This is a genomic window from Candidatus Phytoplasma asiaticum, from assembly GCF_015100165.3.
Taxonomy (GTDB): Bacteria; Bacillota_I; Bacilli_A; order Acholeplasmatales; family Acholeplasmataceae; genus Phytoplasma; species Phytoplasma citri.
The window spans coordinates 574,381-597,441 of record NZ_CP097206.1 but is presented as its reverse complement, the minus strand read 5'-3'; the positions used below and the strand labels follow the sequence as shown (position 1 = coordinate 597,441).

At 25.4% G+C, this 23,061-nt stretch carries 17 protein-coding genes and 2 pseudogenes; 9 read left to right on the top strand and 10 right to left on the bottom strand.

The genetic code is table 11. The features are described from left to right. Positions 1-23: 23 nt before the first annotated feature. The 7 genes from H7686_RS02540 to rpsF form a co-directional block, all read right to left on the bottom strand. Positions 24-581, bottom strand: a complete 558-nt coding sequence (locus H7686_RS02540) for an L-threonylcarbamoyladenylate synthase (protein ID WP_193622051.1) — start codon at positions 579-581, stop codon at positions 24-26. Between the two features lie 7 nt (positions 582-588). Then, positions 589-1,665, bottom strand: coding sequence for a peptide chain release factor 1 (gene prfA / locus H7686_RS02535; protein WP_193622050.1), 1,077 nt, complete (start codon positions 1,663-1,665; stop codon positions 589-591). A 27-nt stretch (positions 1,666-1,692) separates the two neighbouring features. Continuing rightward, positions 1,693-3,060 carry a replicative DNA helicase gene (gene dnaB, locus H7686_RS02530; protein ID WP_193622049.1) on the bottom strand — a complete coding sequence of 456 codons (1,368 nt, stop codon included), beginning with the start codon at positions 3,058-3,060 and terminating at the stop codon, positions 1,693-1,695. Beyond that, positions 3,057-5,576 (bottom strand): 50S ribosomal protein L9, encoded by a 2,520-nt coding sequence (gene rplI / locus H7686_RS02525; protein WP_249175860.1) that lies wholly within the window; start codon positions 5,574-5,576, stop codon positions 3,057-3,059. Before rplI ends, dnaB begins: the two co-directional genes overlap by 4 nt. Positions 5,577-5,694: 118 nt before the next feature. Next, the gene (gene rpsR / locus H7686_RS02520) at positions 5,695-5,931 is read right to left on the bottom strand and encodes a 30S ribosomal protein S18 (RefSeq protein WP_212304306.1); all 237 of its coding nucleotides are present in this window, start codon (positions 5,929-5,931) and stop codon (positions 5,695-5,697) included. Positions 5,932-5,996: 65 nt separating this feature from the next. Then, positions 5,997-6,473 (bottom strand): single-stranded DNA-binding protein, encoded by a 477-nt coding sequence (locus tag H7686_RS02515; protein WP_193622048.1) that lies wholly within the window; start codon positions 6,471-6,473, stop codon positions 5,997-5,999. A 26-nt stretch (positions 6,474-6,499) separates the two neighbouring features. Beyond that, positions 6,500-6,793, bottom strand: a complete 294-nt coding sequence (gene rpsF, locus H7686_RS02510; RefSeq protein ID WP_193622047.1) for a 30S ribosomal protein S6 — start codon at positions 6,791-6,793, stop codon at positions 6,500-6,502. A 538-nt stretch (positions 6,794-7,331) separates the two neighbouring features. Here rpsF and H7686_RS02505 point away from each other — a divergent pair. Further along, a complete protein-coding gene (locus H7686_RS02505; protein WP_212304304.1) occupies positions 7,332-8,558 on the top strand; it encodes a hypothetical protein in 1,227 nt (408 codons plus the stop codon). Between the two features lie 86 nt (positions 8,559-8,644). On the opposite strand, the gene ileS is transcribed toward H7686_RS02505, so the two are convergent. Beyond that, the gene (gene ileS / locus H7686_RS02500) at positions 8,645-11,434 is read right to left on the bottom strand and encodes an isoleucine--tRNA ligase (protein ID WP_193622045.1); all 2,790 of its coding nucleotides are present in this window, start codon (positions 11,432-11,434) and stop codon (positions 8,645-8,647) included. A gap of 87 nt (positions 11,435-11,521) precedes the next feature. Next, positions 11,522-12,628, bottom strand: coding sequence for a redox-regulated ATPase YchF (ychF, locus tag H7686_RS02495; RefSeq protein ID WP_193622044.1), 1,107 nt, complete (start codon positions 12,626-12,628; stop codon positions 11,522-11,524). 306 nt (positions 12,629-12,934) lie between these two features. Between ychF and pduL the strand changes: the two genes are divergently transcribed. The 8 genes and pseudogenes from pduL (at position 12,935) to H7686_RS02455 (ending at position 19,913) form a co-directional block, all read left to right on the top strand. Continuing rightward, a complete protein-coding gene (gene pduL, locus H7686_RS02490; protein ID WP_193622043.1) occupies positions 12,935-13,525 on the top strand; it encodes a phosphate propanoyltransferase in 591 nt (196 codons plus the stop codon). 261 nt (positions 13,526-13,786) lie between these two features. Further along, a pseudogene (locus tag H7686_RS02485) lies at positions 13,787-14,278 on the top strand (HD domain-containing protein); the annotation flags it as partial. Positions 14,279-14,852: 574 nt separating this feature from the next. Beyond that, positions 14,853-14,996, top strand: coding sequence for a hypothetical protein (locus H7686_RS02480; protein WP_444517541.1), 144 nt, complete (start codon positions 14,853-14,855; stop codon positions 14,994-14,996). A gap of 29 nt (positions 14,997-15,025) precedes the next feature. Then, positions 15,026-15,283 (top strand): hypothetical protein, encoded by a 258-nt coding sequence (locus H7686_RS02475; protein WP_444517540.1) that lies wholly within the window; start codon positions 15,026-15,028, stop codon positions 15,281-15,283. An 89-nt stretch (positions 15,284-15,372) separates the two neighbouring features. After that, positions 15,373-16,329: an HD domain-containing protein gene (locus H7686_RS02470; RefSeq protein WP_444517539.1), complete on the top strand. Its 957-nt coding sequence runs from the start codon at positions 15,373-15,375 to the stop codon at positions 16,327-16,329. Further along, the gene (gene rsmA / locus H7686_RS02465) at positions 16,322-17,149 is read left to right on the top strand and encodes a 16S rRNA (adenine(1518)-N(6)/adenine(1519)-N(6))-dimethyltransferase RsmA (RefSeq protein ID WP_193622099.1); all 828 of its coding nucleotides are present in this window, start codon (positions 16,322-16,324) and stop codon (positions 17,147-17,149) included. Before H7686_RS02470 ends, rsmA begins: the two co-directional genes overlap by 8 nt. A gap of 187 nt (positions 17,150-17,336) precedes the next feature. Continuing rightward, entirely contained in the window at positions 17,337-17,720 is a 384-nt protein-coding gene (locus tag H7686_RS02460; RefSeq protein WP_193622098.1) for a SpoVG family protein, read from the top strand. A 162-nt stretch (positions 17,721-17,882) separates the two neighbouring features. After that, positions 17,883-19,913 (top strand): heavy metal translocating P-type ATPase, encoded by a 2,031-nt coding sequence (locus tag H7686_RS02455; protein WP_193622097.1) that lies wholly within the window; start codon positions 17,883-17,885, stop codon positions 19,911-19,913. Positions 19,914-20,187: 274 nt separating this feature from the next. Here the strand turns inward: H7686_RS02455 and H7686_RS02450 are convergent. Then, positions 20,188-21,922: pseudogene (locus tag H7686_RS02450) on the bottom strand (reverse transcriptase domain-containing protein). Positions 21,923-23,061: the final 1,139 nt, after the last annotated feature.

Below are 23,061 nucleotides of genomic sequence, written 5' to 3'. Positions count from 1 at the left end.
AATCAATACAAATTTATTATTTTTTAATCAATTAATATTTTAACAAATTCTTGTATATCTATAGACCCTGTTCTTAATATTTTAAAATTATTATTAGTTATTTCTATAACTGCGGAAGGTATGTTAGATGAATTATAATTATTGGGTAATATTTTTTTCACTTTATATTGATAAAGTTGTTTAATAATTTTAAAATTATTCAAAGGTGGTTGTCCGCTTTGATTGACAGAAGTGGTTTTTAAAGGTCCTTCTTTTTTTAATATTTCAAGAGCTATAGGGTGATTGGGTATTCTAATTCCGATTTTATTTTCTTTAGTTAGTTGAAAATATTTTTTTTTAGTGTTAACTATTAAAGTTAAAGGGCCTGGCCAAAATTTTTTAGATATTTTTTTTATTTGGTTATTGATTTCGATAATATTTTTTATTTGTTCTAAATTATAAAATAAAAGAGCCATTGGTTTGTTTAGATCTCTTTTTTTTAATTGATAAATTTGATTTAAACTTTGATTATCATTCCAAGGTGCACCCATTCCATACACAGTATCTGTGGGAAAAATAATTATATTATTTAAGATTTTCATAAATTATTTAAAAGTTATCTTTCCATTTTTTTTGTTGAAACTCTTCTAGTAAAGGTTTTATAATTAAATCTATATTCCCTTCCATAAAATCATTCAGTTTATATATTGATAAATTTATTCTATGATCTGTTATTTTATTATTTGGATAGTCATAAGTTCTTATTTTTTCACTTCTATCGCTTTTTCCTATTAAATTTTTTTTAATTTGATTTTGTTTTTGTTTTTGTTCAGATTGTTTTTGATAATAAATTTTATTAGTTAATAATTGAAAAGCTTTTTCTTTGTTTTCGTGTTGACTTTTAGCTATTTGGCATGCTGTGCTAATACCTGTAGGTAAATGTGTTAATCTTACTGCTGATTTTGTGGTATTAACAGATTGTCCTCCGGGGCCGCTAGCATTAAAAGTATCTACTCTAATGTCATTCCAATTAATTTCTATTTTAGGATGATTATCGTTAGGAATTACTAATATTTTAGCTGTAGATGTATGTATTCTCCCTTTATTTTCTGTTTTCGGAATTCGTTGTACCCGGTGTATTCCGGATTCATATTTAAGATAATAAAAAACATTTTTTCCTTTAATTACAAATTCGACAGATGAAATCCCTTCTTTAGGAGTGGATAATAGATTGATTATGTCTAATTTCCATTTTTTATCTTCTACATATTTTTTATAAGCTCGAAATAAATCTGCGACAAATAAATTAGATTCTTGTCCTCCGATACCTTTTTTAATTTCTACAATTACATTTTGTTTATCTTCTGTGTTATATTTTTCTGGAGATAATAATTTTTCTAATTGATTAGTTTTATTTTGTATTTGGTTGTTTAAATTATTTTTTTCTGTTTCTAATAGTTGAATTATTTCTTGATCCTGAATTTGATCATTTTGTTTAGATAATGTTTTTTGTATTTTTTGATATTCTTTTTCTAATTGAATATATTCTTCGTAAACAAAAACAATTTTTTGGAGTTTATTTAGTTCTTTTAATAAATCAATATTTTGAAAATTTTCTGGATTTTCTAATATTTTTTTTTGATTTTTTAAATATTTTTTTTTGATTAATTCTAATTTCTCAAACATCTAAATGGCTATATCATCCTATTTTTTTCATTCTATTAAATGGTCAGTTTCATTAAATAATAAACAATTAGAATCAAAATTAAAAAATTTAGTACTTGTTATACCTTGGCGATTTTTAGCAATAATTAATTCTGTATGCCCTAAATCGATATTATATTCGCTATATTTTTCTTTTGAATAGTATCCTTTTCTGTATAGAAACATGACTATATCAGCATCTTGCTCAATGCTTCCTGAATCTCTTAAATCTGATAGAATAGGTTTTTTATCTTCTCTTTTTTCTACCTCTCTAGATAATTGAGATAAAGCTATAACTGGTATTTTTAATTCACGAGCCATTTGTTTTAAACTTTTAGAAATATCAGAAACTTCTTCTTGACGATTATTAAAGCTAGATTGACGATTATTTGGATTATTTTTTCGAATTAATTGCAAATAATCAATAATGACTACGTCTAATTTGTTTTGATGTTTTAATTTACGGCATTGCGTTCTTATATCTAAAATATTGACTGCTACTGAATCATCAAAATAGATGTTTAATTTTTTAAGTTTATCAGCTGTTACTTTTAGTAATAATTTTTGATTTTGATTTAATAATCCTAATTGAATGTTTTTATGAGGTATTTCGCTTTGAGAACTTAATATTCTTGTTACTAATTGTTCATTGGACATTTCTAAACTAAAAATAGCTACATAGGTTTGAGAATCATTATTATTTTGAGCCATTTTAATTGCTAAATTAGTCATGAAACTACTTTTACCCATAGAAGGTCTAGCGGCAATAATAATTAATTCTTCTTTTTTCAATCCTAAAGTTACTTCATCTAAATTTGTATAACCAGTACTTATGCCAATAATATTTTTATTTTGTAAATTGTTTAGAGTTTTTTCTTGTACTGTTTCTATTAAATTATTAATTTTAACAAAATTATTATTTTTACTTTTATTAGAAATTTGGAAAATTTTTTCTTCCGCTAAATTTAAAAAAATTTGTGGCTCGATGTCAGGATTATTTAAACCTTCATGCACAATAGAAGAAGCAGTTTGAATAATATTTCGTTTGATAGATGCTTCATTAACCAAATTAATGTATGTTTCCAAATGATAAATAGATGGAATTATTTCTCCTAATTGAATTAAATAGTTTTGTCCGCCATCTATATGAATATTTTTATTTTGTAGTAATGTATATACTGAATAATAATCTATAGATTTTGATGTTTCAAATAATTCTTGAATTGCTTGGAAAATTTTTTGGTTATTAAGATTAAAAAAATCACTAACCTCTAAACGACCTAATACATTAATAATTTGTTTTGGTTCTAAAAAAATAATTCCTAAAATGGATTTTTCTGCTTCCGCGTAATAAGGCAGTTTTATATTTTCGTTCATGATTTTTTAGCTTTTACATTAATTGTTAAATTAGCTATGATGTTATCTTTCAAAATAATATTAGCTTTGTAGATGCCTAAAGAATTTATTTCGTTATCTAAAATGATTTTAGGTTTATCTAATAAAATATTATGGCTTTTATAAAGTTCATCTATAATGTGTTTAGGAGTGATTTTTCCGTGCATTTCTCCATTAGGACCTATTTGGATTTGAATAGTAATTGATTTATCTTCTATTTCTTCTTTTAGTTTGGTCATTAAGAGAATTTTTTGTTGTTCTTTTTCTTCTTGGATTTTTTTATTTTGTTTTAATTTTTCAATATTTTGAGGATTTGCTAAAAGAGCTTTTTGGGTTCTAATTAAATAATTACCAAAACCAGCATTAACTTGAATAATTTCTTCTTTTTTACCTTTATCAGCTAAATCTTCTAATAAAATAATTTTCATATTCTCATTTCCTTCTTGATATTCATTTTTCAAAATTGTTTTTAATTCTAATACAACATCATTAATATTAGCATTTGTAATTTGAGCAGCTGCGCTATTGATATGTCCTCCTCCATTCATTTGTTCCATAACAATTTGAACATTAATATTATCGTTACAGGATCTAGCACTAATTCCTATTTGATGAGTAGATGATAATTCTCCTATTACAAAAGCTGCTTCAATATTTTGTACATTTAAAGAATTTTCTGCTACTTTAGCTAAAAATGAACGATCATCAATTGGTTTATTACTTGTAATGATAGCAAATTTTTTCATGTAAATCTCCATACGAGATAATAATTGATTCATTTCTAAAATTTGATCATAACTTTGTCTTAACCATAATTTAATTTTTTGACTTTCCGCTCCCATATTAATTAAACGCGATGCCACTTCTAAAGTTCTTTCGCTAGTTCGAGAAGTAAAATAATTAGTATCAATAATCATACCTCCGTACATAATAGTCGCTTCTAAAGGAGAAATATATACTGGATGGTTTAAAAAAAATATTAATTCCATTATCATTTCTACGGTTGATGAAGCGGAGGCATCTATATAGGCGAATTTGTTTGAAATAATTTTTTCTGAAGAACGATGATGATCAATAATGATTACATTATCGGTTAAAGTTAATAATTCTTTGTTATCTAAAATTTCTAAATGTTGATTATCTACGATAATAATTAAGGAATTTTTATTTATCATTTTATTTGCTTTTTGAACATCAATAATATTTTTGAAAAGATTAGGATTTTCTTGATTTAAAATTTCATAAATATTTTGGAAATTTTTCTCCATTAAGTTTATATCCATGATAATATAATGATCTTGATTGTTATTTAATGAAGATGCTATTTTATAAATAGCAATCATTGAACCAAAAGCATCTAAATCTGGATTTTTATGACTCATGAAAAAACAATTATGATGTTTTTGAATCAGATCTTTAATAATTTCCGAATTAACTCTAGATATGATTTTAGAGTTTGTATTTAAAGAAGCTTTAGTGGCTCCGAAATATTGAATTTTTTGATTTTCAATATTAACGACTACTTGATCTCCGCCTCTTTTTTGAGCTAATTCTAATGCACTTTGAGAATAATAAGCTAATTGGTTAAAAGGTAAGTTATAACAAGCAATTCCCATAGATAAAGTTATGTTTAATTTATATTTTTCAGAAATATTTCTGATATTTTTTAAAATTGAAAATTTTTCTAATATCATATTTTCTAATTGTTCTCTTTTTAATAAAAGTAAAAATTTATCATCTGATAATTGCTTTAAATAACTTTCATAAATTTCGAAAAAATCTGAAATAGCACTTAAATATTCTACTTTGATTTGTGATTGTTCAGAAAAGTCTAAATTTTTTAAAGAATTTTCTAAATTATCAAAGGATAAAAATATTAAAGCAGGTGTAGCTTGATGATAAAGAATTTGTATTTTTTCTCTTTGGGTTACATCAAATAAATAAAAAACATTAAATTCTTTTTTATATAGACAATCAAAAAATTTATTTCCTATATTTAAAACTATTTGTTTCTCTTTATCTTGAGTATTTAATAATTCGGCCATTTGTTTATTTATTAAGTTTAAAGAAGTATTAATATCAGGATTATTAAATATTTTATTAGCGTAAGTATTTATCCATTCAATAGTATTGTTTGTCGTATTAATTACGATAATTCCTATAGTTAATTCGTTGAATACTTCTTCGCCTATTTTATCTATATAATAAGATAATTTGGACCACAAAGATAATCTTTTTTGTAATCTTTTAATCTTTAAACTTCTTTGAAAATGCATATAAATGCTTAAAATGATAAAAAAAATAACTAATTTTCCTAAAATGCTAAAAAATAATTTAATAATAATTTTTTTTACTTCTTGAATTTCTTTATTTGGGTTATGAATTAATAATTTGATGTTATCATAATCAAGGAAGGTCATATATAAAAATGTACCAATCAAAATTATAAATAAAAAAATTTTTTTATAATTGAGATTTTTTTTTCTTAATGTTAACATAATTAATAATTAAACTCTCTTTTCTAAAAAAAACACGGGTTAAAAATAAAGATAATTCTATTATATAAAAAAACAAAACAAGTTTTTTTAAATAACTTGTTTATTATTTATAAATATTTTATTTTTCCACAAAAGGTATTAAGGCCATATGACGCGCTCTTTTTATAGCTATTGCTAATTTTCTTTGCCATTTAGCGCATACTCCGGTTATTCTGGATGGTAAAATTTTACCTTCACTACTTATAAATTTTTTTAGAATTTCTATATTTTTAAAATCTATATCGGTAAATTTATTTTGTTTAAAAAAACATACTTTACGACGTTTTTTAAAATATTTTTTTCGAATCATTTGCATATTATATTTTATTTACATTCCTTAGTTAAAATTAGTATTTATTATTTTTTAAAATTATTAAATATTTAAAAAAGCGAATCATCATCATCATCTACTTCTTTATTATTGAAATCTTTATTATTTTTAATATCTCTATTGTTTACTAATGTTCTTTCAATATTTAAATTATTAGAATATTCATTTTTTTGTTTATTTTTTTTATAATCAGAATATTCTTTGCTTTCTAAAAATTTAATATTCTTGCATACGATTTTGGTATCGAAATTGGTTTTTTGGTTATTGTTAGGATCTTCGTATATTTCTGTTCTAACTTTACCTTCTACAGCTAATAAACTACCTTTATTAATGTATTTGGTTAAATTTTCTGCTTGTTTGTCCCAAACAATACAACGAATTATATCTGATTCTTTTTTTCCTTCTTGATTTGTGTATTCTCTATCCACGATTAAATTAAAAACAACATAAGGTATGTTAGTTTCTTTTGTAAATCTTATTTCAGGATCTTTAGTGATTCTTCCTATTAAAAATACCCTATTTATCATTACTATCTCCTATTTGTGTATTTTCTTTATTTTTTGATAATTAAAAAACGAATTATTTCTTCAGTTATTTTCATTAATTGATTAAATTTTTCTACAAATGTATTATCTGCTTTGATTGTGGATTGTACATAATAACCTTGTTTAAATTTTTTAATCGGATAAGCTAATTCTTTTAACTCTACAGAAGTTGAATTAATTTCTTCGAAATAATTAATATCTTTATTTTTAAGAAAATTTTTGTTTAAATTTTCTACTATTTCTTGAGCTTTTTCTAGGCTTATATTTGGTTTTATAATGTACATTAATTCGTATTCTTTCATGTTTATTGATTTTTTGCTCCTTTTTTATACAGTTTTTTCTAATAAAAATATTTTAAATCTTAATTACATTGTTAGATTATAGCTTTATAAATCAAAAATAATTAATTTTGTCAAATTAAATTTTAATAGAAATTTTAATATTCTATAATAAAAAAATAAAAATTATAAATTAATTAATATGTAAATTTTTTATTATAAAAATTAAATTTTATTAAATTGAAATGATGATATACTCTAGGTTTTATTCTAACAAATAAGAAAAACAATGTCAAATAAAACACTATTAATAAAACTAATTTATAGTTTGGTAAATTTAATTTCTTGATTATTTAAGGAGGTGATTTTGTTGTAGTATTAAATAATTTAATTTTTTTTAATAATTATTAAACAAAGTAAAATTATATTTATTTTTCCTATAAATATAAAAAAAATTTTAAATTTTGTTAGATTTTTAAAAATAAAATTTCTTTTTTAAATTAAAATTTGTTTAATTTTTTCAAATATTTTTTAAATTTGTAATAAAAAAGGAGTTTTTGTTGTGAATGTGCAAAAAGCTATATTTTATTTGAGTAATATTTTTAGTTTTATTCAAAATTATTATAATTATTTTGTGAATATAATTTTTTGGTTAATTATTTTTATTGTAGTTTATTTAATTATTTGGTTTATTAGTTTAATTGTTAATATTTTACGTTTATTGCCGAAATTAAGGTTTTTCAATAAGTTGTCTTCTAATTCTTATTACAGTTCATCTTATGCTTCTTCTAACAATGATTTTCAAAATAAAATATCTTCACCTAGAGGATTTTTTTTTACTTCATTACTTATTTTAATATTTTTTATTTTGTTATTAATGAGTTTATTTTTTATTCGAAAATTTAATTTTACTCCGTTGTCAAAAATTATAAGTTTACCAAATTTTTCTACAGAAAAATTACATCAATTAACAGCATTACCTAATAATTATTCTGATAATAATGTTTTTTTTCGTCAAAAATTTGTAAAAGATCTAGAGAAATTAGATCTTATTTTGAATAGTAAGGATTATCAGCCTGTTTCGCTAGAATCAGAACAACAAAAATTATTGAAAGAAGTAAATGTTTTAAAATTTAAAATTATTGATGATTCTAATGTTTCTGAAACACAAATTACACAGGATATCGATAGTTTAAAACAAAAAATAGATGAATTAAATTTTAAATATGGTAAGATAATATTTCGTCAAAAATTGGTAAAAGATCTAGAGAAATTAGATCTTATTTTGAATAGTAAGGATTATCAGCCTGTTTCGCTAGAATCAGAACAACAAAAATTATTGAAAGAAGTAAATGTTTTAAAATTTAAAATTATTGATGATTCTAATGTTTCTGAAACACAAATTACACAGGATATCGATAGTTTAAAACAAAAAATAGATGAATTAAATTTTAAATATGGTAAGATAATATTTCGTCAAAAATTGGTAAAAGATCTAGAGAAATTAGATCTTATTTTGAATAGTAAGGATTATCAGCCTGTTTCGCTAGAATCAGAACAACAAAAATTATTGAAAGAAGTAAATGTTTTAAAATTTAAAATTATTGATGATTCTAATGTTTCTGAAACACAAATTACACAGGATATCGATAGTTTAAAACAAAAAATAGATGAATTAAATTTTAAATATAATAACGAGATTATTAATAAATCAATAAATCATAATAATTTTAAAAAAAGTTTGGGGATTCCTGTTTTTGTTCCTGTTATAAGATCAATTGATTGCTAATAATCAAAAAATATTTTAAAAAAGATGGGAGTAAAAGTAAATTTTACTCCTTTATTTAAATTTTTTGTTTTTTACGTAATTATTGGTTATTTTTTTAAATTATTTATTACTGAATTACAGCGATTACATAATTCGCTAAAGGTATTATAATTTATTACATTCCAACAGCGAGGACAGGTTTTTCCTGTAGATTTAATAATTTTAATTTTCATTTGGCATGATTCTATAATTTGAATTTCTGATACAATCAATAATTGATGTAAACAATTATTTATTTTTAATTTTGTGATTGCGTTTAAATAATCTGTTGTTAGTTCTAAAATGATTTTGGCTTCTAAAGATTTATTAATAATTTGATTTTTTCTAGCATCTTCTAATTTTTTTAGTACTATATCTCTTAACTCTAAAAACTTTTGATAAGCTTTTTGTTTTTCTGAATTAGTATCTTGTTGTTTAAATGTGTTTATAAAGTTATCGATTTCTGTTATTTTAGGCATATTTTCTAAGTAAACATCTTCTTTTTTTAAGCTTTCGTTAACATTTAGATAATTATAAGCTTCTGAAGTTGTATGAGGTATAATTGGTGTCAAAACAATCAATAAATCTAATAATAAATCATATATATTCGATTGAATAGTTCTTCGTTCTTTACAATTAGGGATTTCAATATACAAAATATCTTTGGCAAAATCTAAATAAAAAGAACTTATTTTAGTAGTTATAAAGAGATATATTAAACTTATAATTTTTTCAAAATTATAACTTTCGTATGCTTCGATAATTTGTTTAATTATTTGTTTAAATTCGAGAATTATTAATTTATGTAAAGAAGTTCTTTTGGAAAAAGATATATAGTCCGTTTGTATATTGAAATCGTATAAATTACCTAACATAAATCGCAAAGTATTTCTTATTTTTCGATATTTTTCTTCTATTTGTTTTAAAATAGAATAATCTATTTTAACATCATTTTTATAATTAGTGCTGGCTACCCATAATCTTAATATATCAGCTCCGCTTTGTTTTATGATGGTTTGTGGTTCTATAATATTTTTTTTTGATTTGCTCATTTTTTGCCCTTGGCCATCAAGAACGAAACCGTGAGTAATAATTTTTCGATATGCCGCTTTATTAAATGCGGCTACCGAAGTAATTAAAGATGAATTGAACCATCCTCTATATTGATCTGAACCTTCTAGATATAAATCGGCTGGGAAAAAATTTGAAGAAATATTTTGTATAACATTATATGAAGTGCCAGAATCAAACCAAACATCTATAATATCAATATCTTTAGTAAATAAATGATATTTATTATTTTTTTTAATATATTGTTCGGGTAATAATTTTGAAATTTCCCATTCATGCCAAATTACTTTTCCGTATTTTTCGAATAAATCAGCAAAATGGTTAATTATTTTGATATCTAGAATGGGTTTTTGATTTTCATCATATAATATAGGAATTGGTACTCCCCATTTTCTTTGTCTACTTATATTCCAATCTTCTCGGTTTATTATCATATTATACATTTTTTGTTCTCCCCAATTGGGAAACCATTTGATATTTTTAATTTCTTTTAATAATTCTTTTTTGATACTCTGGATATCTATAAACCATTGTGATAAAGCTAAGAAAACAATAGGTTTATTAATTCGATTATCATGAGGATATAAATGTTCTATTAATTCTGCTTTAATTAAAAGTCCTAGTTTTTGTAAATCTTTTATAATCAAATCATTGGCTTTTTGAAAAAAAATTCCTTGATATTGAGGAGATAATTCTGTCATATTGCCTTTTTTATCAATACTTAGACTTGTTTCTAAATTATATTTTTGTCCTATTACAAAATCTTCTTGTCCATGTCCTGGCGAGATACTAACCAAACCTGTGCCTTCTTGATCGGAAACAAAATCACCTAAAATAATTTTTTTTGTTTTATTGAATAAAGTGTTTTCGTATTGTAAATTTTCTAATTGTTGGCCTGTTAAAACTTTAATAATTTCAATTTTTTGCCAATCGAATTTAATTTGTAATTTTTGTAAAACTTTAGCTCCTATAATATATTTTTGATTTTTGTTGACATTAATCAAATAATATTGAGCTTTGGGGTTGACACAAATCGCTTCATTAGAAGATAAAGTCCAAGGGTTAGTGGTCCAAATTATAATTTGAACATTTGGTTCAAAATCTTTATATTCATTATTTATTATTTTAAAGGTTGTAAAAATAGACCAAGTTTGATGTTTGTGATATTCTATTTCTGATTCAGCTAAAGAGGAATTCAAATAAGTAGACCAATAAACAGGCTTTAATTTTTTAAAAATTAATTTTTTTTCTAACATTTTTGCAAAAATTCTAGTTTGGTTTGCTATATATTTGTTATCACAAGTCAAATAAGGATTATTCCAATCCCCTAAAATACCTAATCTTTTAAAATTTTCTTTTTGTTTTTCGACAAAATGGAAGGCAAATTTTTGGCATTCTTTGTTAAAAATATTAGTTGTTAAATTTTTATTTTGAGAATTTTTTTTTAAAACTGCAATTTCAATTGGCAATCCATGTGTATCCCATCCTGGTATATAAGGTGTATTGTATCCTTGCATAGTTTTAAATCTTAATATGAAATCTTTTAAAATTTTATTTAAAGCATGACCGATATGTATATCACCGTTAGCATAAGGAGGACCATCATGCAGGATAAATGCGGGATTGTTTTGATTTTTTTTTAAATTTTTTTGATACAAATTGATTTGATACCAATATTTTTCTATTTCGAGTTCTTTTTGTGGCAAATTTCCTCTCATAGGAAAATCAGTTTTGGGCATAGATAATGTATTAGTATAATGTTTATCTTGTTTATCTTTTTGATTCATTTTTATATTATATTTCCTTTTATAGTAATAATGGATTAAAGATTCTAATAAATACAATAAATTAGATAGTAGTTTTTTTATTATTTGTTAGACACGAAATTTAAAATTTATGATATCACCATCTTGAACTATATAATTTTTACCTTCTGAACGTAATTTACCTTTTTCTTTTATTTCGTTAATACTATTATATTTAACAATTTCGTTATAATTTACAACTTCTGCTCTGATAAAACCGCGTTGAAAATCTGTATGTATTGATTTAGCGCATTGAGGAGCCGTAGAACCTTTTACGAAAGACCAGCTTCTTGTTTCTTTAGATCCAGCAGTAAAATATGTTTGTAAATTTAAAAGTTGATAACTATTTTTAATTATTTTTTCTAAGGCATATTTAGAGGAAAGTAATGTTTGTTTTTGGTTAATATCTAGTGTATTTTTATTAATTGATACGGAAGAATAATTTTTTTTGGCTTCAAGAATACAAATAGGAATGAATTTTTTATTATTATTGGAACTATACTGATTCATTTGTTGAAAAAAAATATTTTGATCCCAATTATTATTTTTAGTTTCTGGCAAATTACCTATATAAATCATAGGTTTAAGAGTTAATAGATTGAAATTTTTTATTATTTGGATTTCTTCTTTTGTTAAGTTCAATTCGTTAGCAGCGATATTTTGGCTTAAATTTTTTTGAATTTTGTGTAAAAGTTGAATTTCTAATTTTGTTTCTTGTTGTGTTTTTTTTGGGGAATGACAGATTTTATTTAAACGTTGTTCAATTTGTTCTAAATCAGCTAAAATTAGTTCTGTTTCGATCATTTGACTTTCTAATACAGGATTAATTTTTTCATGAATATGAATAATTTTTTGATCATCAAAACATTTGACGACATGGCAAAGAATATCAACGTTACGAATATGATTTAAAAATTGATTTCCTAATCCTTCTCCTTTGGAAGCTCCAGGGACTAAACCAGCTATGTCGACAAATTGTATTTGAGTTTTAACGATTTGTTGAGATTTAAAAAAATTTGCAATATATTTTAAACGTTCATCAGGAACTTCTATCATAGCTATGTTAGGCTGGATAGTTGCGAAAGGGTAATTCGCTTCTAAAATATTTAATCCTGTTAATGCATTAAATAAACTTGATTTACCTACATTAGGTAATCCTATAATTCCAACTTTCATATATTTTTCACCTTACTAAGAAATTTATTGTCAAAATATTTTTTAAATTTTTATTATTTAATTATAACATTTTACTTGTTTAAATGATTCTTGAAAACTACTATTTTTTGATATTGCTACCATTTCTAAAAAGTATTATAATGTATGTTAGTTAATTGATTTTAACAGGGAAAATTTTATTATTATTGAATAAATTTAAAAAAATGTTATTTATAAATGAATATATAAACATTAATTTTTAATAAAAAAATTCCCATTGAATTTGTTATTTTTGGATAAATTTGTAAAAATAGAAGGAATATAATTATGTTAAAAAAACAAATGATCCCTGTGGGGGTTTCGGGTAGACATGCTCATTTGTCATTAGAAGCTTTAGAAATTTTATTTGGTAAAAATTATAAATTAACTTGGTTTAAAGATTTAACACAAAAAGGTCAATTTGCTGCTAACGAAAAAATAGATGTTATTAGTTCTAATAATCATATTCTTAAAAATGTTCGTATCTTGGGTCCTTTAAGAAAATTTACTCAAATCGAAATTAGTAATAGTGATAATATTAGAAATAAATTTGGTGCTCCTGTTAGGAGTTCGGGAGATATTAAAGGTTCTGCTAGCGCTACTTTAATTGGTCCATGCGGAAAATTATTTATTAAAGAAGGAGTTATTATTGCCGATAGGCATATACATTTATCTGATAAAGAAGCTAAAGATTTATGTTTAACTGATAAACAAATAGTGAGTGTTCGAGTAGATGGTATTAAAGCTGGTATTTTGCATAACGTTTTATGTCGTGTCAATGTGGATTTTAGTTTAGAATTGCATATAGATACGGATGATGCTTCAGCATTTCATTTAAAAAATGGCGATTTAGTAGAATTAATGACAATACAAAGTTAATTTAAAATCTGTATAAATTTCTCTAATTAAAATAAAATAGAAGGTTTGTTGGTTTTAATTAATATAAATTTTTAAATTTAAAATTTTGGACTTTTATAATTTAAAAACTACAAATTGTCTAATTTATAAAATTATTTATAAAAATAACTTTTGATTCTTTAAATTATTTAAATAAATAAAAAAAATATTATTTAAAATCTCAGAAGTTATTTGCGAAAAGAAATTAAAAAGATTATTTATATAGAAGAAAGAGTTTTATTTGTGATTTTAGAATCATTTTGGCCAAAAGAACCAAGAAAATTTGCAAAGATTGAAGTTATCAAAGATCCTGTTTATGGGTATATTTATTTAGAATATTTGTTTTTAGAAGAGCTAATTAATACTCGTCTTTTCCAGAGATTAAGGCGCATTAAACAATTAGGATGTGTCCATATGGTCTTTCCTGGTGCTGAACATTCTCGTTTCACTCATAGTTTAGGTGTTTATGAATTATCTAGACGTTTTTTAGAATTTCATAAATTTCAATTAATAGAAAAAAAATTTTCTTTAAGGAATAAATTAATTTTATTAGTAGCTTCTTTATTACATGACATCGGACATAGTTCGTATTCTCATATTTTTGAACACGTTTTCGGTATTAATCATGAAGATAAAACTATTCAAATGATTATTAATAATAAAGAAATTATTTCTGTATTAGATCAAATAGATATAAATTTTAAATATGATGTGGCCGAAGTGGGCGCCAAAGAGGCCTAAATTTCGTGCTATCTAACCAATAGCCAGGGTTGATAAACTCTGAAAGGAGATGGTCGGTCTAGCAAACGAAAGAATGCCAGATTAGAGCAGACCATAAAAGCGGGTTGCGACGAAAGCAAATTAGTCAAGAAGACGCCGCCACCAAATAATTCTACGGGCAAGCCTGAGATGGCCTAAGAAGGAAAATTGATGTAATAAGAGAACCTGTCTCGGAAGTTGCTGAAACGGACAGTCCAGATCCTACTAATACATAACTTCGGTATTGAGTAGTTTATCAGAAAAACCTGGAATCAGCCTCCTAAAGAGGATACTTCCCCTAAGGAATTAAGGTCGAAATTTAGTGTAACTTGGAGAATCCTAAAACGAAGTAATTAAATTTACTAATCCGGAAATAAAAGCCCGGATGGTCAAGGATAAAGCATCTTTTTAGTAGTCGTAAGGGTAAACCTAAATTTGGAATAATTTAGTTAATCGTCTTACCCAGAAGAGAGTTAATGACTCTTATAGGGCGAAGGAAGAAAGTAATTGATTATTTATTCAATGGTATCAAGAAAGGAGTTGATATATAATGTCAACGATGTTTTCACCAGAAACCAAACTTTCACGAACATTGAATAAAATTCAATATTGTTCATCAAAAGGCTACTCTTTAAAAGAGAACTACAATAAGAAATGCAAGATAGGTTCGACTTGGGTGTATTTCTTATCTTAATAAAGAAAAAACCCATTACGAACCGTGGGATGTTTATTCTTGGGACAGAATTAAAAAAATGTGTAACTATAAGGGAAATTCCGATATTGACCATTAATAGATTTATATTCCAAAGTCGTACGAATTTAACTGACCGTCTAAAAGCAGAACGTTGTGATAACTGCGACAAAACAACCCCACTGCAAATTCATCACATTGGGATGATTCGTAACGCGCATCGCCACAGGGTCGGGAATAAAAGAACTGAAGTATTGTGTCAAGATTGTCATCAGAAGATAACCAATTAACAAATACACGATATTAGAAAACAAGAACAATAAGAATTAAATAGCTAATCAACCGTGAGGGGAAATTAGTTCTCGAAAGAGAATCAATTATGGAAAGCCGGATGCTTGGAAACTTGCTTGTCCGGTTTGGACGGGGGCTGATTGTAAATAAAACAGCAAAGATAAATCGCTGCATAAAACGCAATCAATCTATCCGTATTATTAAGAATGATAAAAAGAGTAAAAGATTTACTTTATTAAAGCAATTATTAACAAGTCAATTGGATTTTGATCGTTTAGATTATTTGAAAAGAGATTCTTTTTTTGCTGGTGTTAGTTATGGTTATATCGATTCGGATCGTTTAATTGGTATTATGGAAATCACTAATGCTTATCAAGTTCCACAAACTTATGATTTTCCTACGGACGAATTAGTAATTGTTTTCCGTAATAGTGGTCTTTCTAGTATTGAAAATTATTTGATGAGTCGTTATTATATGTATAGACAAGTTTATTGCCATTCTAAAATTATATTATTTGCTATTATTTTAGAACAAATTTTTAAGAGAATTAAATTTTTAATCAAAAATAATTATTCATTTGAATTGGATATCACTTTGTTAAAAAATTTTTTTTCTAATAAAGAATCTTTAGATTTATATTCTAAAATTGATGATTTTTATATTAATAGCTTGATTGTTGCGTTTCAAGATAGTCAAGATTTAATTTTATCTCATCTTTGTCAAGATTTTTTGCATCGTCGCATTGTTTTTTGGAAATGTATTCCGAATGTTTCTGAAAATTATGAATTTATTAAAAAAATTAAACAAAAATATAGAGATAATTCGGTTTATTATACTTATTATTACGATGATAATATTTTAAGAGATACTTATCGCGAGAATGTTGATAATATTGGGGAACAAATTTTGATCGGTTTTGGTGATATTACTGATAATATTATAAAACCTTTGAGTCTTAAATCTGTTCTTATTAATAATATAATGTTTCAAAACTCTTATAAAGATATGCGCAATTTTTTTTATTACCGTGATTTCAATGATTAAAAATGAACAACATGTTTTTAAAAAAAAATATGGCCAAAATTTTTTGAATAATTCGAAAATATTAAATTTAATTGTAGAATCTGCTGATATATTTAATAAAAATATAGTAGAAATTGGTCCCGGTAAAGGCGCTTTAACAAAATTATTGGTTTTAAAAGCTAAAAAAATTTTAGCTTATGAAATTGATTTTACTTTAAAAAAATTTTTATTTTTTCCTGAATATTGTAACATTCATATTATTTATGATAATTTTTTGAAACGTGATATAGAAAAAGATTTTAAACAATATTTTGGTAGCGCACAAGAAGAAGTGGTTTTAGTAGGCAATTTACCTTATCATATTGTTTCAGCTGTTTTATTCAAAATTTTTGCTATATCTCAGATCAAAAGCTTTACTATAATGTTACAAAAAGAATTGGCATGGAGAATATTATCGGGTCCATCTGTTAAAAATTATAATTCTTTAAGTGTTATTTGCCAATCTTTGGCTATTATTGATGTTATTAAAATAGTTAAGAAAACTAATTTTTATCCTCAACCTAAAGTAGATGGAATGGTTTTGAAATTTACTAAAAAACAATTTTCATTAAGAGAAGAAAATTTTTTATATAATGTTTTTTTTAAATTTTTAAAAATTGCTTTTAAACAGAAAAGAAAACAATTAATTAATAATTTTCAAGATTATTTAAATATTTCTAAATCCGAAATTATTAGTTTTTTTGTTAAATACCGGATACCTCTAAATATTAGAGCAGAAGAAATAAATATTTTAGAATTGCAAAAAATAGCTAAATTATTTTGGAGTTATTTTAAGCGGTAATAATCAAGAAATTTATGATGTTTTGATAGTGTACTAATTTATTTCATTGTAATATTGTATATAAATTGTGATAAAATAATCCCATAAAAGATTGTGTAAATTCAAAAAAAGGATTATAATTTTTTACAGTAGTTTATTAAAAAAATTAATTTTGATAAATTTTTAAAAAATAATAGGATGGTATGTAATGAAAATTACTGGTGTTAGAATAAAACTTAATGATAAAGAGCATCCAAGATTAAAAGCTGTTTCGAGTATTTTTATAGATGATTGTTTTGTGATTCATGGTGTTAGAATCATTCTCGGTAATAGAGGTCATTTTGTTGCTATGCCTAGTTCCAAGTTGAATACGGGAATTTTTAAAGATGTAGCTCATCCCACTAATACTCAGACTCGAAATATGTTAAATGAAAGAGTTTTAGAAGAATTTTATGCAAAAATTTCTGAGCAGAATAATAATATAACCAGTTCAGAACAAGTTGATTTAAAATCATCAAATTCACAAGATAATGAACAAAACAATAATAAAAATAATGATTCTAGTAATGAAGAAAGTTATGATTGTGATTAATTTTGAATTTTTTTTGTTTGAAAATTTATTTTTATATTAAAAATATACTAAAAAGTATTTCTTTTAATTATTTTTTGTTTTAAAAATTTGAAAAATATATAAATTAGTTTTAAGTTTATATATTTTTCTTCGCATTTTATAAGGATTAATGGTATTTATATTTTGAAACAACATTCTAGTATTTATAATTCTGAGAAAAATGATCAACAACATTTTAATTCGGATTACAAAAATAATTCTAAGTACTTTTGTCTTTTTGTTTGGGGTTTGTTTTTATATTTATTCTGTTTTGTTCCTGTAGTAGTATTTAAATTGTTTAATTTGAATGATCACGAATGTTTATTATTTAAACGCATTATTACTTTGTTAATTTTGGGTTGTACAGGTTATCATGTTATTCTTGAAGGTTTATTAGATACTTATTATGACACCAAAAAAAATCGCAAATTTACACCAAATATACATATTTTAATGTTATTAGGCGCTTTGGGAGCTGTTTTTTTAAATAATTTTAATGAAGCTATTTTATTAATTATTATCTTTGCAACTTCGAATTTTTTAGAAGAATACATAGAAACTAAAAGTCATAAAGAAATCAGAAATCTTTTAAAAATGGCGCCTACACAAGCTCGTTTAATAGATGTTAATGGTAATTTTACTTTGATAGAAGTAGATAAATTAAATATCGGAGATGAGGTTATTGTTTTAAGTGGTGATCAAATTCCTTCTGATGGGGTAGTAGTTTCTGGTAATTCTTGTGTGGATGAATCTAATATTACTGGAGAAAGTATACCTGTTGATAAAAAAAAAGGCGATAAAGTTTATGGTAGTAATATTAATCTTAGTAATACTTTAATTATTAAAATTACTGCTAATACCGATCAAAATTTATTTTCTCGAATTATTAAATTATCTCATGAGTTAAAAAATAATGTTTCTAAAAATGCTACCTTAATTAAACGTTTAGAACCAGTTTATGTAAAAACTGTTTTGTTAATATCTTTTTTTATTTTAGTTTTTTTTCAAACAATTAATTTTATTAAAGGTTTTGAATATTATTTGTTTAATAAAATTTTTGAAAAAATTATAGTTTTTTTAACTGTCGCTTCTCCTTGTGCTTTAGTTGTTGCTGATATTCCGGCTACTTTATCTGCTATTTCTTTTTTAGCTAAACAAAGAATTTTATTAAAAAATGGTAATGCTTTGAGTTTTTTAGCTAATATTAAAGCTATTGTTTTTGATAAAACTGGAACTTTAACAATTGGTAAGCCTGTAATTAAAGAATTTTTATTTGATAGTTCTTTATGTGAAGATGAGAAAAATAAATTTTTGGCTATTTTGTACCATATGGAACAAAAATCTAATCATCCTTTAGCTAGATCAATTACAAAATATTTAAAAAGTGTTTTTGTTATCGAAGATCAATTAAATAACAATTATTCCGATATAGAAGTAAATAATTTAATTGGAATAGGTGTTGAATCTTTTTATCAAGGTAAACATTATAAAGTAGCTAAATATAGCGATTTAAATAGCTATTCCTCGAATAATAGAATTTCTTTATCCTCATCATTAGATGATAAAATACAATTATTTTTAAATGATGGTTATACTGTTCTTTATTTTAGTTGCGATAATGATGTTGTAATAGTTATGGCAATTTTTGATATTTTGCGTCCGGAATGTTTTGAAATAATAAAATATTTCCAAAATAATAATATTAAAACAATTGTTTTAACCGGAGATAATTATAAAACAGCTCAAAATGTAGCAGTTTGTTTAAATATAGATTATGTTTTTGCAGAATGTTTACCAGAAGATAAGTTATTAAAAATAAATGAATTAAAAAAAAGGTATAAAGGCGTAGCTATGGTAGGAGATGGTGTTAATGATGCTCTGGCTTTAGCGAATGCTGATGTAGGGATTGCCTTACAAGAAGGTGTCGATGTAATTGCGGATATTGCTGATATCGTTTTGATGAAGAATAATTTAATTAAAATTATTCAGGTTCATAAAGTAGCTGTTAGATTGAATAATATAGTTTTTCAAAATATGATTTTTGCGATCAGCGTTATTATTATTTTAACTATTAGTAATTTTTTTACTAGTTTATTTTTGCCATTTGCAGTTTTTTTACATGAAATTAGTACTATTTTAGTTTTGTTAAATGGTTTAAGAATGTTAAAAAATTAATTTTTTTAAATTAATAATTTTTGTAAGTTTTTAATCATTAATTATTATAGATAATAAATATTCAGTTATCTTGCTAACATCATTAAGATTTATTAACACTTAAAGTTTTTTTAAATAAAAGAATAGGAAATGAAAGTAGTTCTTCGAATTGGTTTTACATCCGATAGTTAGTTAGTTACAATCAGCCCCCGTCCAAACCGGACAAGCAAGTTTCCAAGCATCCGGCTTTCCATAATTGATTCTCTTGCGAGAACTAATTTCCCCTTGCGGTTAATTAGCTATTTATTCTTATCGTCCTTGTTCTTTTGATATCATGTATTTGTTGATTTGTCACTTTTTGATGACAGTCTTTACACAATACCTCGGTACTTTTATTCATGATCCTGTGGCGATGCGCGTTACGAATCGTCCCAATGTGATGAATTTGCAGTGGGGTTGTTTTGTCGCAGTTTTCGCAACGTTCTGCTTTCAGGCGGTCATTTAGGTGCGTGCGACCTTTAAATATATATCTATTAATGGTAATGTCCGGATTTCCCTTATATTTACGCATTTTTTTAATTTTATCCCAAGAGTAAACGTCCCATGGTTCGTATTGAGTCTTCCCTTTGTTAATATAGGAGATCCCCCAAGTTGAACCTCTATTGAGTTTCTTTCGTACCCTGGCAATCGATGTTTTCCATTTTCTTGCCAGTGTTTTCAAACAGCTATCTTCAGCTAGATAGTTTAGATAGGTCAAAACACCGAGATTGTTAGCTAAACAAAAGTATTGGATAATTACTCTAACTATTGTTTGATAGGTTCGAATTATTTCTAATTCGTCTCGGTCCGTTAATGTTTCGTCGTGTTTTACCTTTCCCCTTTTTAACCAATTATATTCATGTCCGTATTCTTTGGCTTTCGCTTGGGGAATCTGGATTTGAACTTGGCAGTTTAAGGAATTCTTTGTGGATTTCCTTGTACGGTTTTTATTGGCGGGATTTACCTTTACCATGTAGGATAGAAACCTAGTTCCTTTGCTGGCTTTAACAATCTTTGACTTATTCTTACTGATAGTAAGTTTTAAATCTTTTTCTAGCCATTGTGTGACTTGATTTTTAATCCTTTCGGCTTTGTTATACTCGCCTTTGACACCAATGATAAAATCATCAGCGTAACGGATGTATTCGACTCTAAGTTTTGGATTTAGATTAAGAGAACTATCAATCCTCAGTTGATGGTGCTGGTTTTTAAGCCATGCTTTCCCATAATCTGGGTTACCCTTCTTAATTGGTTTCCCTTCCTTAATTAGTTCTTCCATTTTCAGGTCGATGTAATGTAAGTATACATTCGCCAGCAAAATGGACATTATTCCTCCTTGGGGAGAACCGGATAAGGATTCGTATTTGACCCCATCTTTCATGAAGCCGGCTTTCAACCATTTGTTAATGGTTGAGAGGACTTTATTCTTTCTGATGAACCGATTTAAGGTTCTTATGAGAATCTCATGATTGATGGTATCAAATTAGCTTTTTAGGTCGATTTTGATAATGTAATCAATTCTTTTAAATCTTGGTTTGACGCGTTTGATCGCATCATGGCAAGATTTTTTGGTTCTGAATCCAAAGCTCCATTCTGAAAAAATATTTTCAAAATAGGGAGTTAAGAGATGTTTGAGACATTTTTGTATCAGCCGGTCCCTAATAGTAGGTAATCCTAGGGGGTTTGGTTCTTTTATTATCATTAGGAATGAGAATTCTTTTAACTGGTTTGGGGTTATAACCATTATTGACGTATTCCTGATGGTATCTTTCTAGTCTTTCTAGATTAATCCCATCAATGGTTTCATTGTCAACACCTGGCGTGCCCGCCCTTTTGTTAGCAGCAATTTTATTAAATGCTGTTAACGTATTATAAAAGTTATTCATTCCCTGCTGTAATTCTCTTTTTAAAGAGTAACCGTTTGATGAACGATGTTGAATTCTCTTCAATGTTCGCGAAAGTTTAGTTTCGAGTGAAACAGTTGTTGACATAATATCAACCCCTTTCTTGATGCCACTGAATAAATAGTAAATTACTTTCTTCTTTCGCCCTATAAGAGTGATTAACTCTCTTCTCGGTAAGCCATTCCAAATTTAGGTTTACCCTTACGACTACTAAAAAGATTCTTTATCCTTGACCATCCGGGCTTTTATTTCCGGATTAGTAAATTTAATTACTTCGTTTTAGGATTATCCAAGTTACACTAAATTTCGACCTTAATTCTTTAGGGGAAGTATCCTCTTTAGCGAGGCTGATTCCAGGTTTTCTTTAGTTGATAAACTACTCCGTACTTTTGGTATATACTAGTAGACTCTGGACTGTTCGTACAAGCAACTTCCGAAACAGGTTTTGTAATTACATCGGGTTTTCCTTCTTAGGCCATCTCAGGCTTGTCCATGGAATTATTAGGTGGCGGAGTCTTATTGATTAATTTGCTTTCGTCGCAACCCGCTTTTATGGTTTGCTATAATTTGACATTCTTTCGTTTGCCAAACCAACCATATCCTTTCAGAGATTATCGGCTCTGGCTATTGGTTAGATAGCGCGAAATTTAGGCCTCTTTGGCGCCCAATAATTTAATATTGTTAATTTGTTTGTTAGTTCTTTGACGATGACAAACCTGACAAAGGGTTATGGTTTTTTATTCATAATGTTTCTTCAACGATAATCTCTAACGGTTTCGGCATGATGAAATTCTAGGAATTTATTTTCTTAATGGCAAACTTCTTATTTTGATGCCATTAGCCTTTCAGTTAATTTAGTTTTTTCTTGGAAGAGATTGGGATTGATAATTATCTTGGTTAATTTCTTTTGATAATTTCTCATTCCTTGAATTCTTTTCCAGGATAAACTCTCCCATTACTCGAAATATGGAATAATTCTTCGGATAATGTTTTCGTATGTCTTGATGATTTTTGATGGTTTCTGATAGATTAGGTTTTGGTCAGGTATTGTTTCCCTCCTTTTGTTCTACTAACCATAATTATGGAAATATTCTTTGAAGATCTCTCGGGGTAACAGTATATTAACTTTCATATTCAAAGAATTTTTCTTTTAGGATTTTCTAAGTTATTCTAAATATTATTAAATCCGGGGGATTTGGGAATATCAACCGGAAATTTAAAAAAAA